At 28.3% G+C, this 14,880-nt stretch carries 15 protein-coding genes and 1 pseudogene; 2 read left to right on the top strand and 14 right to left on the bottom strand.

From position 1 onward, the window contains the following. Positions 1-79 precede the first annotated feature (79 nt). Positions 80-1,399: a hypothetical protein gene (locus ABDZ71_RS01415; protein ID WP_343758097.1), complete on the bottom strand. Its 1,320-nt coding sequence runs from the start codon at positions 1,397-1,399 to the stop codon at positions 80-82. A gap of 158 nt (positions 1,400-1,557) precedes the next feature. Next, positions 1,558-2,391, bottom strand: a complete 834-nt coding sequence (locus ABDZ71_RS01410; protein ID WP_343758095.1) for a metallophosphoesterase — start codon at positions 2,389-2,391, stop codon at positions 1,558-1,560. A gap of 305 nt (positions 2,392-2,696) precedes the next feature. Between ABDZ71_RS01410 and ABDZ71_RS01405 the strand changes: the two genes are divergently transcribed. Next, the gene (locus tag ABDZ71_RS01405) at positions 2,697-3,074 is read left to right on the top strand and encodes a hypothetical protein (protein ID WP_343758093.1); all 378 of its coding nucleotides are present in this window, start codon (positions 2,697-2,699) and stop codon (positions 3,072-3,074) included. 69 nt (positions 3,075-3,143) lie between these two features. Here ABDZ71_RS01405 and ABDZ71_RS01400 read toward each other — a convergent pair whose 3' ends face one another. The 4 genes from ABDZ71_RS01400 to ABDZ71_RS01385 form a co-directional block, all read right to left on the bottom strand. Then, complete coding sequence (locus tag ABDZ71_RS01400; protein ID WP_343758091.1) at positions 3,144-3,314, bottom strand: hypothetical protein; 171 nt, start codon at positions 3,312-3,314, stop codon at positions 3,144-3,146. 112 nt (positions 3,315-3,426) lie between these two features. After that, positions 3,427-3,993, bottom strand: coding sequence for a class I SAM-dependent methyltransferase (locus ABDZ71_RS01395; RefSeq protein WP_343758089.1), 567 nt, complete (start codon positions 3,991-3,993; stop codon positions 3,427-3,429). Between the two features lie 284 nt (positions 3,994-4,277). Beyond that, on the bottom strand, positions 4,278-6,161 hold the full coding sequence (gene cooS / locus ABDZ71_RS01390; protein WP_343758086.1) for an anaerobic carbon-monoxide dehydrogenase catalytic subunit: 1,884 nt from the start codon (positions 6,159-6,161) through the stop codon (positions 4,278-4,280). Between the two features lie 166 nt (positions 6,162-6,327). Further along, positions 6,328-6,747, bottom strand: a complete 420-nt coding sequence (locus tag ABDZ71_RS01385; protein ID WP_343758084.1) for an RrF2 family transcriptional regulator — start codon at positions 6,745-6,747, stop codon at positions 6,328-6,330. 85 nt (positions 6,748-6,832) lie between these two features. Here ABDZ71_RS01385 and ABDZ71_RS01380 point away from each other — a divergent pair. Continuing rightward, a pseudogene (locus tag ABDZ71_RS01380) lies at positions 6,833-6,973 on the top strand (benzylsuccinate synthase); the annotation flags it as partial. 54 nt (positions 6,974-7,027) lie between these two features. On the opposite strand, the gene nagB reads toward ABDZ71_RS01380, so the two are convergent. From nagB to ABDZ71_RS01340, 8 genes are all read right to left on the bottom strand, one after another. Next, on the bottom strand, positions 7,028-7,759 hold the full coding sequence (gene nagB, locus ABDZ71_RS01375; RefSeq protein ID WP_343758082.1) for a glucosamine-6-phosphate deaminase: 732 nt from the start codon (positions 7,757-7,759) through the stop codon (positions 7,028-7,030). A gap of 260 nt (positions 7,760-8,019) precedes the next feature. Continuing rightward, complete coding sequence (locus ABDZ71_RS01370; protein ID WP_343758080.1) at positions 8,020-9,228, bottom strand: phosphopentomutase; 1,209 nt, start codon at positions 9,226-9,228, stop codon at positions 8,020-8,022. Between the two features lie 120 nt (positions 9,229-9,348). Continuing rightward, the gene (locus tag ABDZ71_RS01365) at positions 9,349-10,509 is read right to left on the bottom strand and encodes a YhfX family PLP-dependent enzyme (RefSeq protein ID WP_343758078.1); all 1,161 of its coding nucleotides are present in this window, start codon (positions 10,507-10,509) and stop codon (positions 9,349-9,351) included. Between the two features lie 45 nt (positions 10,510-10,554). Beyond that, positions 10,555-11,697, bottom strand: a complete 1,143-nt coding sequence (locus ABDZ71_RS01360; protein ID WP_425544677.1) for an aminotransferase class V-fold PLP-dependent enzyme — start codon at positions 11,695-11,697, stop codon at positions 10,555-10,557. Positions 11,698-11,745: 48 nt separating this feature from the next. Continuing rightward, a complete protein-coding gene (locus ABDZ71_RS01355) occupies positions 11,746-12,618 on the bottom strand; it encodes a phosphotriesterase family protein (protein WP_343758076.1) in 873 nt (290 codons plus the stop codon). 69 nt (positions 12,619-12,687) lie between these two features. After that, positions 12,688-13,983 carry a YhfT family protein gene (locus ABDZ71_RS01350; protein WP_343758074.1) on the bottom strand — a complete coding sequence of 432 codons (1,296 nt, stop codon included), beginning with the start codon at positions 13,981-13,983 and terminating at the stop codon, positions 12,688-12,690. Positions 13,984-14,011: 28 nt separating this feature from the next. After that, on the bottom strand, positions 14,012-14,371 hold the full coding sequence (locus ABDZ71_RS01345) for a DUF2620 domain-containing protein (protein WP_343758072.1): 360 nt from the start codon (positions 14,369-14,371) through the stop codon (positions 14,012-14,014). Positions 14,372-14,410: 39 nt separating this feature from the next. Then, positions 14,411-14,764 (bottom strand): PRD domain-containing protein, encoded by a 354-nt coding sequence (locus tag ABDZ71_RS01340; RefSeq protein ID WP_343758069.1) that lies wholly within the window; start codon positions 14,762-14,764, stop codon positions 14,411-14,413. Between the last annotated feature and the right edge of the window lie 116 nt (positions 14,765-14,880).

Here is a 14,880-nt window from a genome sequence, read left to right as displayed (position 1 = left end):
GCTCTTTATCTTTAAAATTAATTAATATTTTTTATTTTAATATAAAATATAATCTTTAAAGTAATCTATCCCTTTTTCTTTATCTTACAGAATGGATTGAAGTTTGTCCTTCTTCAATGTCTACACTAGTAAACTCTGATGTATTTAATTGGCTTCGTCTATTAAATACAAGTTTTATTTTTTTATCTTCAGCATATCTTTGTGCCATTTCAAAGTTTGTAGTATCATAATGTATATTATATTCACTCTTAGGAACTTGTTCAAATCTCTCTACGAATTGATATAATCCAACCTTACGATTTTTGCCATTTTTCTCAAATACGTGTCTAATACTATCTGTCACACTATTAGAAATGGAAATTGTTCTATTAAATGTTTTAGTTAAACTATTTTCAACAGAATAGTTTATACCAACTTTTCCAGATCCAATATTACTTGCTCCTAAATCTCCATTTATTGAAAAATTAGTTCCTGTAGTTTTTGCAATACTTATAGCTTCTGAATTATTTACTCCATAAGTAGTAGTTTTTGTTAAATTAGTACTTTCATTTTCTCCTAAGCTAGCAGCTTTGCAACGCTTCCAATAAGATCTATTTATTACTTTTGTTCCTTTAACCATAGGACTGTTACCATCTACTACTACACTAAACATAACTTCTCCGCTTTTAAAATACCCACTAGGTAAAGCTTCAGGTTTTTCATAGAAGTTTCCATTTTTGTCCAAATATCCTTTTATATCTCCTCTTCCTGCAGTATCAGATAGTAATACTAATTGCATAGGAGTATGACTATAATAATCTTTTCCCATAACATCTATAGGATTTGCTGCATAAAAAAGGCCATCCCCTTTTAACTCCTTATCTTCTTGTGCTACTACATCAATTATAACATTTTCAGGTATACTTTCTACTTCTCTAACTTTTACTTCTTCTGGAAGTCCTTCATTATACCAGTTAGGATTTTCTACTAAAGGAATAGTTGTAGCATTTTTATAAGTATTACTTAATCTTTGTTGTTCTTTTTCTACTTTATTTTGGATAACCTCTCTAGCCCTATCTCTTAAAGCTTGTGTTTTATCTTTTACTTGATTAACTAAGCTATCTTCTGTACTTATCCCCATTCTTTTAACCATATTCCTTCTAAGTTGAACTAGCTCATCAATTATATTGTTCATTTCTCTCACATTTTTAGTAACAATGATGTTATCTGCTTTGGCAACAACTTCTTTCACCAATTGTTCTGCCTTTTGATGATTGTCTACAGTTACTTCATTTTCTACAATTGCATTTCCAGTATTACTGCTAGCAAGGACTTTAGTTGCTGGACCTCCTGCAAGTATCGTTAATACAGATGCTACTGCTAAGGCTCTTTTTAATCTTACATTCTTTTTGTTTATCATAGTTTTATCCCCCCACATTCTAGATATTAATAAAATAATACCAAAATAGTGTAAAACTTGGGAACATTTTGTCTTAAATGTTTGAAATTATGTCGTAAAAAGTTAATTTTTAAAATATTTTGTTTTAAACGTTAATAAAATATGAATCTTTAATGTTTTTATATAGCAATATTAAATATACTAATTTCAGGTGGAACCATAAATCTAACTGGAATACGAGTTGTTCCAATTCCAGTATTAACATAAAGCTTTAACTGTGTTTTTTCGTTAATTGTATAAAAACCACTTATATATTTTTTAGCTAAAGCTGTTTTAGTCCTTTTTAAAAGAGGAATCTTAACTTGTCCTCCATGGCTATGACCTGCTAATATTAAATTCAACTCACTATCTTTCAAAACATCTGCTTTGTCTGGTTCATGCATAAGCATTATTTTATAATCTGAATCTTTTTTCATTTTTCTAAGTGCATTATCTACATCTAAGTTTCCTAATAAAGCATCATCTAATCCTCCAATAAATATCTTTTTTCCATTTTCAATATGAATATTTACTCCTTCATTTTTCAACAATGTAAATCCTGAATCTCTCATGATGTTTTCATACTGCCTACTTGCTCCTCCACCGTAATCACGGTTTCCCCATACAGAATATTTCCCATATTTGGCTTTTAGCTTTCCTAAAGCTTCTACTGTTTCTTTTACAGGTCCATATTTAGAATAGTTATCAAATAAATCTCCTGTAAAAGTAATAATATCCGGTTCTAATTTATTTACCTTTTCAACCATCTTTTCCAATTGCTTTTCTGTATAATTCTCACTAATATGTATATCTGATAGCTGTACTACTTTTATATTTTGGCTTTCACCTGATTTTTCTTTATTTAAATCATACTCATGGTTCACTAAAATTTTAGGTTCTATATATAAGGAATAGACTAAAACTAGAACCCCACAAATAATTGCTATTAAAATACCCTTAAATAATTTCGTCATTTGTTCATCCTCCAGTATGTTCTTTCTTTATCTAATAATAAAGGATGGATATTAAAGCAATATGAATAATTATATAATATTACAAAAATAATTATATGCACTTTAAAACAAAAGCAGTTTTAACCAAAAGAATATATTGTTAGTAAAAACTTTCACTTTACTAAAAAATTCTATTTTATTTTTAGTCTATACTAAGAATCATTATTTTTATACCAATAATTTGAAATTAAAAATATAATTAGTTACAATATACTTATTATTTATACATCTTAATTACTAACTATATTATTTCAGGAGGAACTACAATGAAAAGAAAATTAACATTATTAGTAATACTATCAATTTTTCTTTTATCATTAACAGGCTGCATCATAAAAAATGAAAGTTCAGCTCATTACACCCTTAAAAAAGGATCTAAAATTACTGATACTTATGATTATACTGTTGAAGATAATTTTAAAGGAATGAAATTAAAAATAAACTTAATTCTTACTAAAGGTAAAGTTAAATTCACCCTTAAAGACCCTGAGGGAAATATACAATGGAGTGAAACAGTAACTTCTAATAAACCGCTAAAAGAAACAAAGAAATTTAATAAAAAAGTTGGAAAATGGACTTTAAAATTTGAAAATATTAACAAGTCCGGCGAAGGTAAATTAAATTTACAATTTAACAGACTTTAAAATTAAAACCTATTTCAATAATTGAAATAGGTTTTTTCTTATATTTATTCTATTTAATAGAGAAAAAGCCTAGGCTCCAATCCAACTTAGTATTTCTAATATACCAAAGGTAGTTTCTCTTTTAACTTCTTTAGTTTTGTTTTCAGGACTGCCTATATATATTTTTACTCTTCTTTTTAAAATATCTTTTAATTTAATAAACTTAGAAATTTTAGCTTTGTTGTTATTTGGTTTACCCATAAAATTCACTTCTTTCTTTAGATATAAACATATGAATCAACTTCCTATTATTACCTTATTTACTAATAAATTCGAAGTTTTTATATAGTACTTAATATCTAATAAAAAAATATTATAATTTTTTCTTCAATATTATATATATAGAATCTTTTTCTTTCTCTTCACAATAATAGTTTATTTCAATTATATTAAAATACTTTTCAAAAATATTTATAAGTTCTTCTTTCTCATAATAAACAAACCTTAATCCATCATATATTTCTTCTGAATTCCCTCTCCAAAAGGTATGAAATAGTATACCTTCATCATTTAGAACTTCCTTTTGCCTTAATATAGAATTAGAAAGTTCTTCTCTTGTTAAATGCTGCAAGACCTTATTAGAATATATACAATCAAACTTTTTTTCTGTATTTATGGTTACTGCATCTAAAAATAAAAGCTCACTATCTTTATTCTTTTCTTTATATATATCTAAAAATAGTTGTGAATTATCAGAACCAATAGTATTATAATACTTTTTTAATAAATTTAAGTCTTTCCCTGGACCCATGCCAAGTTCTAATAGCAAAGAATCTTTTTCTAAATAATTTTTCAAAATATCTATAAGTTCTTTGCTATTTGTATCTTCACACATTTTTATATATTCTTTAACCTTTCTTTCATCATTGAAATAGTTCATATAAATTTCTCCTTCATTTAATTTTACTATTTATATTTTTTACTTCAGCTATTTACATAATTAAAAAACTTATAATTGTTAAATTAAAAATAGGTTAATATTCATTAATAAAACAAAAAACTCTTTAGAAATATATAACTCTGTTCTTAGTTCTACTATTGACTTATTTTTATCTTTGTATTATAATTTATATTATCATTTATTAGCAATATAATGTAGAGTTGTAATTTTTTAGTAAATTCAACTCTACATTATATTTTTTTGTTATAACTGATTATTTTTTATTATATTCCTAAACCATCTCTTCTTTTTAATACTATTTCTTCTAGTTTATCTGCTGCTTTAATTATATCATCTTCTAAAATCATTTTTCCACCAGTTATATTTTCAAGATCTTCTGTTAGAACTTTTGTTACAGTTTTACTTCCAGTTATAAATGGTGGTATTGCTAAATGAAGTGGAAGACCTAAAGCTAAACCAAAAGCTCCATCTGCAAGTGCTTGCTCTTCTAACCATTGTGGTGCTGATAAGACTAATGGAAGCTGCGGTATATCAATATTTAAAAAGTGAGCAAGTTCTGTTGCTACTATTTCAAGTCTTCCTATAGCAAGGCAAGGTCCAAAGTTTAAAACTGGTGGAATGCCAAGACTTTGACAAACTTCTTTTAAACTATCTCCAGCTAAATTTGCAGCACTAGGGGACATTAAGCCTATATTTTCAAGTCCACCGCTTGAACATCCTGCTGATAGAACAAGTATATCTCTTTTTATAAGTTCCTTTGTAAGTTCTACCGTAAATACATCATGTCCTTTTGCTGAAAGATTGGAACAACCTACAACTCCAGCAATTCCTTTTATTTTTCCAGAAGCAATTAATTCAACAAGACCTTTCCATGTTCCACCTAAAAAATCCTTTAATGATTTTTCACTAACTCCAGTTATAACATCATCACATCCATGATCCTTTGGAATCTCTATATTAACCTTATCTCTTCTATTTTTATAATTATTTAAAGCTTCATTTATAATAGTCTCACTTATATTCTGTCTTTGTTCAAAAGAATATTCAAGATAATCTGCATTAGATTTTTTAGCAACATCATCAATGCAAATCATTTTAACCTTAAACTTATCTGCAACTTTTTCAATTCCTGGAACAGTACAATTAAATTCAGAAACCATTAAATCTATTCCACCTGTAGCTAATAAAGCTTCACTTGTAAAATTATTTCCTGCATGTCCTGAGAAAACTTCTTTGTAATGCTCTCCTCTTAATTGTAAATCTTGTCCAACACAAGTACATCCAACAATTTTAAATCCCTTTGCTCCAATTTCTTTAGCTTTTTCTACTACATCATCATCTAATAATCTTTCTTGAAGATGAGCTATACTTGAATGTTGGTGTCCTGTTATCATTATGTTTATATAATCTTCATCTACAACTTTAAATCCAACTTGAGCCTTTCTTATTACTGGCTCTCCAAGAATAACATCATTAAGTAAATTAGTAAGAGTAAGTCCATATAATCCTGTAGATATTCCTAAATTTAAAGAGTGCATAAGCATATTTACTGGATCACTGTTTAAATTAGTAGAAGTTTTAACCATAGCATCAAAAACTTCTGATTTTGCTCCTCCTGGCATTATATTTAGCTCTTTCCATTTTTGAACTCTTGGAGCATAACCTAATTTTTCTACAAGCTGCATTTTTTCAAATCTTGGTTTATATATGTCCTTTAAAACCATATCTGCTACTTTCACTGCTTTTTCATGGGCATTTTTTTCTTCTATTTCAAATATTCTAGCTAATTCATCTAAAGTTTTTATCCCTTTTATTTTTCCTTTGCTTTCTCCAACTTTTTTTAAGTTTCTTGCAGTTGTTTCAACTATATGTAGATAGCAAGCTGCTCCTGCCCCTACTGCTCTTAGAAAATTTCTTGAAACTATAGTATCAGCGTCTGCACCACAAACTCCTCTTGGAGACTTTGGTGTTATCTTACAAGGTCCATTAGCACAAAGCTTACAACATACTCCTTCTTTTCCAAATTTGCATTTTGTTTTTTGATCTATCATCCTATTAAAAGATGTTTCAACATCCTTAGTTTTTATAAAACCTTTAAGTTTACTATCTGCTATTTGACACATATTACAACTTGAACAATCTGACATGAAATGCCCCTCCTTATGTTTACCTTTTTGGTATACTTTTATTTTAAAAATTTAAGAACTTCTATATTTAAAAGTTCTTTTAAAATTTTATATTACTACTTATAATATTTTAATTATGTAATTAACTATCTTAATGATGTATAAACAATTTGAACTATTACTATAATTATAATACCTTATTTTCAGTGATTATATCTTCAAAAGTAACTTTTTCAAATTCCTCTTCTATAACCTTTTGTATTTTACACAAAGCATTATGAACCATACACTTTCCTTGTTTGTTTGCATTACAAAGAGACGGATCCTTTAAACATCTGTTTATGCATATAGGCCCATCTATAGCCTCTACTACATCTTTTAAAGTTATAGATTCGGGAAATTTGTCTAATGAATATCCACCACTTTTTCCTCTATAAGATTTTATTATATCTGCTTTTATAAGCTTTCTTAATAATTTTAATAAGAATCTCAATGGTATTTTTTCTGCATCTGATATAACCTTAGCTTCAACTTTCTTTCCATATCCTAAATTAGATAAATAAAGTACTACTCTAAGAGCATAATCAGCTTCTTGTGTAATCTTCATAACTACTCCTTTAATACTATACTTATTTGGTACACATTTAATATATTACTTTTTTATTTTCTTGTCAAGTAATTACTGGTAATTTTTTATCTTTGCAGGAGTTATGTTTATTCCTTATATATTCCTCGTTATTCCAAGCATGATATTAGGATTTGTAGTATATGCAAAACAAAAGAACATAAATAATCAATCAAATGTAAATAACAATAGCAACTTAAAAGCTTAAATTTATTATGCAAAATAAGACAGCGAATAATTACTGTCTTATTTTTATTTTATATTAAGACTCTAATTTCCCTGCTGCTTCTTTATCTAAAATTATTGTAACATCATTATGAAACTGTAAAACTGAAGCTGGAACTTCTGGGCATATTTTTCCCTTTACTGTCTTAAATATAGCATCTGCTTTTCCTTTTCCATTTGCTAATAAAACTATCTTTTTAGAATTCATTATAGTTTTTATTCCCATACTTATAGCTTTTGTAGGTACATCTTCTATTGAATTAAAAAATCTTGAATTAGATTTAATAGTTTTTTCATCAAGCTCTACAAGATGAGTTCCAGCTTTAAAATCAACGGAAGGTTCATTAAAACCTATATGACCATTTACACCAATTCCTAGTACTTGAATATCTATATTTCCAGAATCACTTATTTTTTTATCATAATTTTCACACTCTTTTTTAATATTTTTAGCTTTTCCATTTGGGATATTTATTTTTTCTTTATCTATATTTATATTGCTGAAGAAATTTTTTATCATATAATGATGATAACTTTGACTATTTTCTTTTTCTAAGCCATAATATTCATCTAAATTAAAGCTTTTTACTTCTCTAAAATCTATTTGTTTCATATCATACATTTCTATTAATTCTTTGTACATCCCAAGAGGTGTATCTCCTGTAGCTAATCCTAATACGCTATTAGGTTTTAAAATTATTTGACTTGCTATCATTGCTGCCGCTTTTTTACTCATTTCTTTATAATTATCTACAACTATTATTCTCATAATTTAAATCACCTTTCCATAACAATTTCAATTGTCATATAAAAACAAACAATAAATCAAATTACTATATAAATTTTATAAACTAAAACCACTTGGAACCTTATAATAGTTTGTCTATTAATAGGTTCCAATCGTAAAAGAATATACGTAATTTTGTATATTGATTTTAAATTTTTATTTAATTTCATACATAACTACACATATATTAAAATATTTTAAGCAATCTCCTCTAACAATCACATATATATTTTTAAAAGTATTTAAACAATGTTATCTAAAAATGATGTTCCGTGCTCTGGACAAGTAAATCCAAAGTAGTCTGCTACAGTAGCTCCTACATCTGACAATGTGTTTCTTATTCCTAAAGATACTTTTTTAACTTTCTCTCCAGAAATTAAAAGAGGTACCATTTCTCTAGTATGCTTACTATGACCTATAGTTGGATCATTTCCATGATCCGCCATAACTAACAGTATATCATCTTCTTTAAGTTTTTCTATTATTTGACCTATATATTTATCTGCTATAGAAAGCTTTTTAAAGTATTCTTCAACATTTTCTCTATGTCCACAAAGATCTGTTTCTTGAACATTAGTACAAATAAATCCTTTGTCCATAGAATTCATTTCTTTAATAGTTAGTTTAAGCACCTCTTCAGTATCTACACAAGAAATACTTTTTCCATATTCATTAGAAACTATATCAGCAACTTTACCTAAAAGAGTTACATTTATTCCACTTTTCCCTAGTATAGTAGGAATTTGAACTTCTGGATCTATACCATATCCTAAATGAATGCATTGATATCCTTTGTTATAAACTCCAGATTTAGGAGCATTTATACCAATAAATCCATTACCTTTTTCCTCTACAGCATTTAAGATATTTTCAAGGGTTACATTTTCCCCTCCAAAAGTAATAACTCTTGATACTCTAGAATATTCTCTAACTATTTTCCCTACAGCAAGTACATCTTTAAAAGGCATTATATCTAAAGCTGCTGTAACATTATAAGCCTGTCCTAAGTCCGCCTCAATGTTATCTGCAATTGTAAGGGCATCATTAACTATAAGGAATTTTCCTTCTTTACCTTCTTTTACTTGAACTTTATATCCCTTATTTTCTAACCCTTCATAAACTTTATTAATTACAGCCATGAAAGATTCTTTTATAGGAGGTTTAGGCAGTGTTCCCATAATTTCTTGATGTCCCATAAAAGTATCTGCACCTAAATGAGCTAATTCAGCTTTTCCAAAAGTAGCTTTTTTCTGAAGTTTTAAGCTTCCAACTTCTTCACCTAAAGCATCCATTAGTCCTAATTTTTCTAGATTAGGCAACTTAAGCTGTGGATTTTTTTCTAATATATGTTTGCAAGTATTTGCACCTACATCTGATGGTCTTACTACTTTTGCATCATTCATATATCCAACACCAAACCCATCTAAAACTATCACTATAAATCTATTCAAATTTCTACCTCCTTTTAAGATAGTATGCTATTTATTTTTTTCATTTTGGAATCCTATATCACTAATAGATCTGCTATTTTATTAAGTAATGCATATATTAATGCTTTCTATATAGTGATACTACTTGATTTTTCTGCCTTGAGAATCATATATTCCTAATACCTCTGGTTTACCTTCTTTAATTCCTTTAACTACAGCTACACTGCTACGTGTTACAAATATTTGTGTTCTATAGGACATAACCACAGTATCTCCTACATTAGCATTGCTTTTTAAAGTAATATAATAATCTATACTTTCTAAAGAAGGACTTTTAGTTTTAACATTAGTAGCGTCTTCAAAACTTTTACCAACTAATGCATTGCTCATATGAGATCTTCTATAGTTTCCTCCACCATAGCAAAAACTTTCTTCTTTTAAATTGTGAGATATTTCACTAACATAAACTAAGCAAGGAATTTCTTCTCCTTGATTTTCTGCATGATAAGGTGTAGTACCTGTTAACCCATGTCCTGGTTCCCCATGTGTTCCACCTTGTTTTGCTATATTCTTTATGCTTGAAACACAAGTAGCTGATGGCATATTTAATTGCTGTATTTTTATTTTTAAATTATCTTCTAATAGTTTTTGTGCTTTTTTCAAAGTTTCAACATTAGGAGTTTCTTTTATATATTTTTCTTTTGAATCATATAAGAAACATGGAAAAGAAGTTACACCACAAATATTTATATTAGAAAGTTCTTTTATTTTTTTAGCTTTATCTAAAAGTTCATTTAGATAAAATCCTCCATATTGAGCAGGATATAAATTATCACCCTCATCTAACACTCTAAGCATTATATTTTGAACAAATCCAAGTTTTTCTGCTGCTTTTGATATTTCTAAAGCCTTCTCCACTGAATATACTGTAATTACTTCTGGTTTAGCTGAAACTATATCTTCTACTAAGTTAGTAGGTATTTGAACAAGGTGTCCTACATGACCAAGCTTTATACCATTTTCTTTTAGCCCCATAGCTTCTTTAAAATCTACTGCAACAGCACCGCTATAACCTAATTTCATTAATTCCTTACATACAATTGGATTTCTTCCAACTTGTTTTGTCATAAAATATAAATTAATACCATATTCATCTGCTTCTTTTTTTATTTTTCTTGCATTATCTACTATATTATCTAAATCTATAATATAAGTATCTGGCTGAATCAATCCATTTTGATGAAGCTCAAATGCGGTTTTTATTAAATTTGGGTTTCTCTTTTTAGTTATATCTAAAAACATTATTTTAACTCCTTTTCTGTAGTAGTATTATCTATTCCTAACATTCTAGTTAACGGCTCTATCTTTACTAACTTTTTCAATGCTTTCTTTTAAAATTCTTATAACTGTATCTGCTCCACTTCTCATTGGGTTAATTCTTATCATTCTTTTTTCTAAACTACTATCAGCAGCTCTAAATGTTCCAGAAACTCTATAAACCATAGGAACAAATTCATATTTTGATTCTGCACCTACAGGATTTGGTGCTGCCCCAAGTTTTTCTGCTTCTAAAAGAACATCCTTTGCAATTTCTTCTTCTAGTTCAACTAATAAAACCTTTGATTGTGCATTAGCAAGAAAAGCACTCTTTACTCCTTCTATTTCACCAGAATTTAATCTACTTACAAGTTCTTCATTAACTTCTGCTTGAAGTGCCAAAGATACTGGAGCATATACTAATCCTCGTAAAGCTTCCATAGCTTCAAACCCTTGTACTTGGCTTCCTCCTGAATAATTCAAACTTATTACTTTATCTATAAGATCTTTTTTTCCAACTAATATACCAACACCTTCAGGACCTAGTAGCTTAAAAGATGAAAATGCAGATAAATCAGCTCCACATTGAGTTCCTATTTTGTTAACCTTCATAACAGCATAGTTATCATCAGTAATTATTTTTATATCATTATTAAATTCTTTTATAGTTTTTATTACATCTTCCATGCTATAGCTATCATCAATTTTCTGTCTTGTATATTGTACTAAAGCTCCTTTTATATCTTTATTTTTGGAAAGCACTCTTTTTATTTCATCTTTATCATTAAAATTAGCTTTAACTACTTTAATACCCATAGTTTTAATAGTAACTTCAGTAGTTGGATAAATTGGAGCGTCATGTACTAGAATTGTATCTTTACTTTCCATAAAACTAATAATTCCCCATCTTAATGCTCCTGTACCAGCTCCCCTAACAAAAGCTGCACTTTCTCCATTAAAAAATTCTGCTAAAACCCTCTCTGCTTTTTTTGTGTACCTAGGTTTATTTAATCCTTTTACCACACCTAAGTCACCTAAAGATAAAATTTCCTTACCTCTAAAATGTTTACTTATTATATCTACCATTTTAAATTGAAAAGTTTTTGCATCCTGTAGTGATATAGATTCTAAGGGATATGTCTTCATTTTTATCCATTCCTTTCTGTAATCCACCTTGAAAAATCCTTGTGTATTCTCAGATTATTGGTTTTATGTTATAGATTATATGATTCTCCTAATATTATTTTTTGTCATATTGTCTATTTCTTTAGAAGTTAATCCTGCTTCTTTTAATTTTGGAATAAAGTTATCTATTAAATAAGAATATCCTATTCCACCTCTTGTTTTTAAATTAGATTTTCTAGTTATATCCATAGACATTAAAACTCTTTCGCTAAGCCCTCTTCTACATATTTCTTTAAGTAAATCTACTCTAAGTTTATCTGGCTTATAATTTTCTTTTCCAATAGTATCAAAAGCCACATTAACGCCTTTATCTATTAATCTTAAAATATATTCTAAATCACCAGTTAAATCTACATGGCTAATTATTACCTTATCTAAATTAACTCCATAACTATTAAAAATTTCTATTTGTTCTAACCCAAAAGTTCCTAAAGTTGTATGAGTTACTATTGGATTCCCTGTTTCAACATGTGCCATTGAACTTGCTTTAAATACTTTTTTTTCTGATTCTGTAATTTTATCTTTACTAGTACCTATTTCACCAATAACATCTGCTTTTATTTCTGTATTTTCAATACCGCAAGTTATCTCTTTTATCATTGTTTTAGATAACTCTTTTTCCGATAAATCGTAAACTTCCTTAGGGAAAAAAGGTTCTTTATAATATCCAGTTGAACATAAAATATTCATTCCTGTTTCTTTTTCCATCTTTAAAATATATTCTATATTTCTTCCAATCCCTCTATTAGTAACATCAATAATGTTATTTACATTTTTACTTTTTAATTCTTTAAATTCAGTAGCTGTTTCATCAAAACAATTTACATTACAATCATCATTTTTCTTTACACCAGACAAATCTATAGTTACATGCTCATGATGAAAAGTTATACCATCCTTTAGTTTCATAGCACTCTCTCCTAATTTCATAATATTAGGAGGTGAATCCACCCCCTAATATATTATTTTTACTCTCTATTAAACTGGTAAGTATAATCCTAATATATAAAGTACGTTTATTAATATACCTACAAATATTGCTCCAACTGGACCTACTGCCATATCAACAATTGGTTTCTTAGAAGTTTTGTTTATAACGTATATACCTACAACTACGAATAATCCTAATCCTGGAGCCATAGCATTTGCTGCCATCATACCACCGAAGAGTAATGCTGCTTCTAAAACTCTACTCATAGCAGTTCTTATATTGTCACCACATTTTTTAACTCCTGGGAATTTATCTAACATTTTTGCTAAAACATCAAGTAAAAGTATTTCTAGAGCCATTACTGCTGCACCACCAACAAAAGATATTATTGGGTTTTTAACTAAAAGACCTACTACAAATACAAAAGTCATTCCTGCTGGAGCATAAACTCCTGTAGTTATACCTGTAGTTGCAACTAATGGTATAAATCCAATACCTCTTGCAAAAGCTGTCATAGCTGCTTCTATGTTTTTTCCTTCTTTAAGAAGATTTAATGAGATAGGATCTCCTGCTAATAAAGTCAAGCTTGTAGCTGCTGAAATTAATCCGCCCATAACAGCTAATATAGGAAGATTTTTCTTAATTTTTGCAACCCTTTCACTAAATATAGAAACTAAATCTACTTTAGGTGCATTAGGGTCTGGTTTTTCTCTTATTGCAAAAACAAGCATTATTATCATACCTGCAAGTAATGCCATTCCTTCTTGATCAATTTTTATTGTAGCTCCATCAAAATTCAATTTTCCATAATATAAAGTGAATTGTCTTACTAAAAATGATATTACTAAAGTTATAGCACCTTTTTTAGCCCCATATTGGTAAGCTACAACTAATGCTGGGAATACAGCAAAAGCTGCAATTACTGGTGATCCAACTTGTCCAAGTTGAGGTAAAAAGTTAACTGGTAGTTTTGCAAAAGCATCTACTATAAATTCAAGTCCTGATACAAGACCTACTCCATATAAAGCTCCCACTACACCAGCTACAACTATTCCAGTTTTTCCTTTAGGACACCAAGTTCCTATAATATCTGTTCCTAATAATATACTGTGTACTAGTATTATAGAAGCTGCTACTGAAACTGGTATACCAAATCCAATAACCAATCCAAAACTTAATGCAAAGGAAGTAGCTGCTAAAGCTTTTTTGTCCATTCTTCCTTCAAGATATTCTGGAACTATTGGTCTTAATCCATCATTAAATACTGCAACACCCTTATTGGCAAGAATTGATGCCAATGCACCTAATAAAGCTATGATTACATATTTTAATACAAACTCCATAAGAAAATCCTCCTCCTATTTTTTATCTTTAAGTTAAAATTTTATTTATTATTACAGGTATTACTTGTTCTGCATGTTGTGGTGTAAATCCAAAAGCTTTTTTACCAGACTCTATTTCTTTAATGATTTCTTCATCGCTTCTTACATTGCCAGGCATAGAAACTGTAGCACAAAGATTCATACCTAAAAGTGCTATAGCCATTGCTAATGCTCCTCCCCCTCCAGTATTACAAGCACCTAAATAATAATCTGCCTGCCCATTTTTTACTGCCATTGCAGCTTCAATATCTGTTTTCACTTCTACAGTTGCCTTATCACCAGCTATTTGTCTTGTAATATTTGCAACTTTTTCTTTGTCTATCTGTCCCCCAATAACTATTTTCACCATTTATAATTCCTCCTAAATTTATATATTAAATTAAATATTTTATTTACTAAGAAGAGTTACTATATGCATTAAAATAAAAGTTTTTTCTACTTCAGGAATTGAAATATTTATGTCTTCTTCCATTTTAGTTAAGATTTCCTTAGCTTTTTCAAAATTACTATCGTTTCTAATTTCTTCAAATATAAGTTCTTCTATAGGTTCTACTAATTCCTTATTTTTTATTCTAGCTAATGCTACTGCAAGATGAGTTATAAACATACCACCATTTTCTTCTAAAAGCTTGATTTGAAAATTGTTATTAAAACTCTCAATTACTTTTAATAAATTATTATAAATCTCTTCATCAATTTGTCCTGAATCCTTTAATATTTGTAATCTTACCGTTAAATCCATTCTCTCTCCTCCTTTTGTACAATATACTGAATTTTGTATATTAATTTTAAAAAAATTAACTAAATTGAATTAATAACTTCTTTTTCTTTTTTTTTTTAATAATCGGATAATTTAAC

Source organism: Clostridium oceanicum, assembly GCF_039521385.1.
In the GTDB taxonomy this organism is placed as follows: Bacteria; Bacillota; Clostridia; order Clostridiales; family Clostridiaceae; genus Clostridium_F; species Clostridium_F oceanicum.
Note: the sequence above shows the minus strand (reverse complement) of the source record. Positions and strands in the feature narration are given on the sequence as shown.

Bases quoted from the DNA above. Each gene is read 5' to 3' on its own strand.
- ABDZ71_RS01345 (WP_343758072.1), bottom strand. From the start codon at position 14,371: ATGGTGAAAATAGTTATTGGGGGACAGATAGACAAAGAAAAAGTTGCA.
- cooS (WP_343758086.1), bottom strand. From the start codon at position 6,161: ATGTCAGATTGTTCAAGTTGTAATATGTGTCAAATAGCAGATAGTAAA.
- ABDZ71_RS01400 (WP_343758091.1), bottom strand. From the start codon at position 3,314: ATGGGTAAACCAAATAACAACAAAGCTAAAATTTCTAAGTTTATTAAA.
- ABDZ71_RS01415 (WP_343758097.1), bottom strand. From the start codon at position 1,399: ATGATAAACAAAAAGAATGTAAGATTAAAAAGAGCCTTAGCAGTAGCA.
- ABDZ71_RS01405 (WP_343758093.1), top strand. From the start codon at position 2,697: ATGAAAAGAAAATTAACATTATTAGTAATACTATCAATTTTTCTTTTA.
- ABDZ71_RS01365 (WP_343758078.1), bottom strand. From the start codon at position 10,509: ATGTTTTTAGATATAACTAAAAAGAGAAACCCAAATTTAATAAAAACC.
- nagB (WP_343758082.1), bottom strand. From the start codon at position 7,759: ATGAGAATAATAGTTGTAGATAATTATAAAGAAATGAGTAAAAAAGCG.
- ABDZ71_RS01410 (WP_343758095.1), bottom strand. From the start codon at position 2,391: ATGACGAAATTATTTAAGGGTATTTTAATAGCAATTATTTGTGGGGTT.
- ABDZ71_RS01340 (WP_343758069.1), bottom strand. From the start codon at position 14,764: ATGGATTTAACGGTAAGATTACAAATATTAAAGGATTCAGGACAAATT.
- ABDZ71_RS01385 (WP_343758084.1), bottom strand. From the start codon at position 6,747: ATGAAGATTACACAAGAAGCTGATTATGCTCTTAGAGTAGTACTTTAT.
- ABDZ71_RS01350 (WP_343758074.1), bottom strand. From the start codon at position 13,983: ATGGAGTTTGTATTAAAATATGTAATCATAGCTTTATTAGGTGCATTG.
- ABDZ71_RS01355 (WP_343758076.1), bottom strand. From the start codon at position 12,618: ATGAAACTAAAGGATGGTATAACTTTTCATCATGAGCATGTAACTATA.
- ABDZ71_RS01395 (WP_343758089.1), bottom strand. From the start codon at position 3,993: ATGAACTATTTCAATGATGAAAGAAAGGTTAAAGAATATATAAAAATG.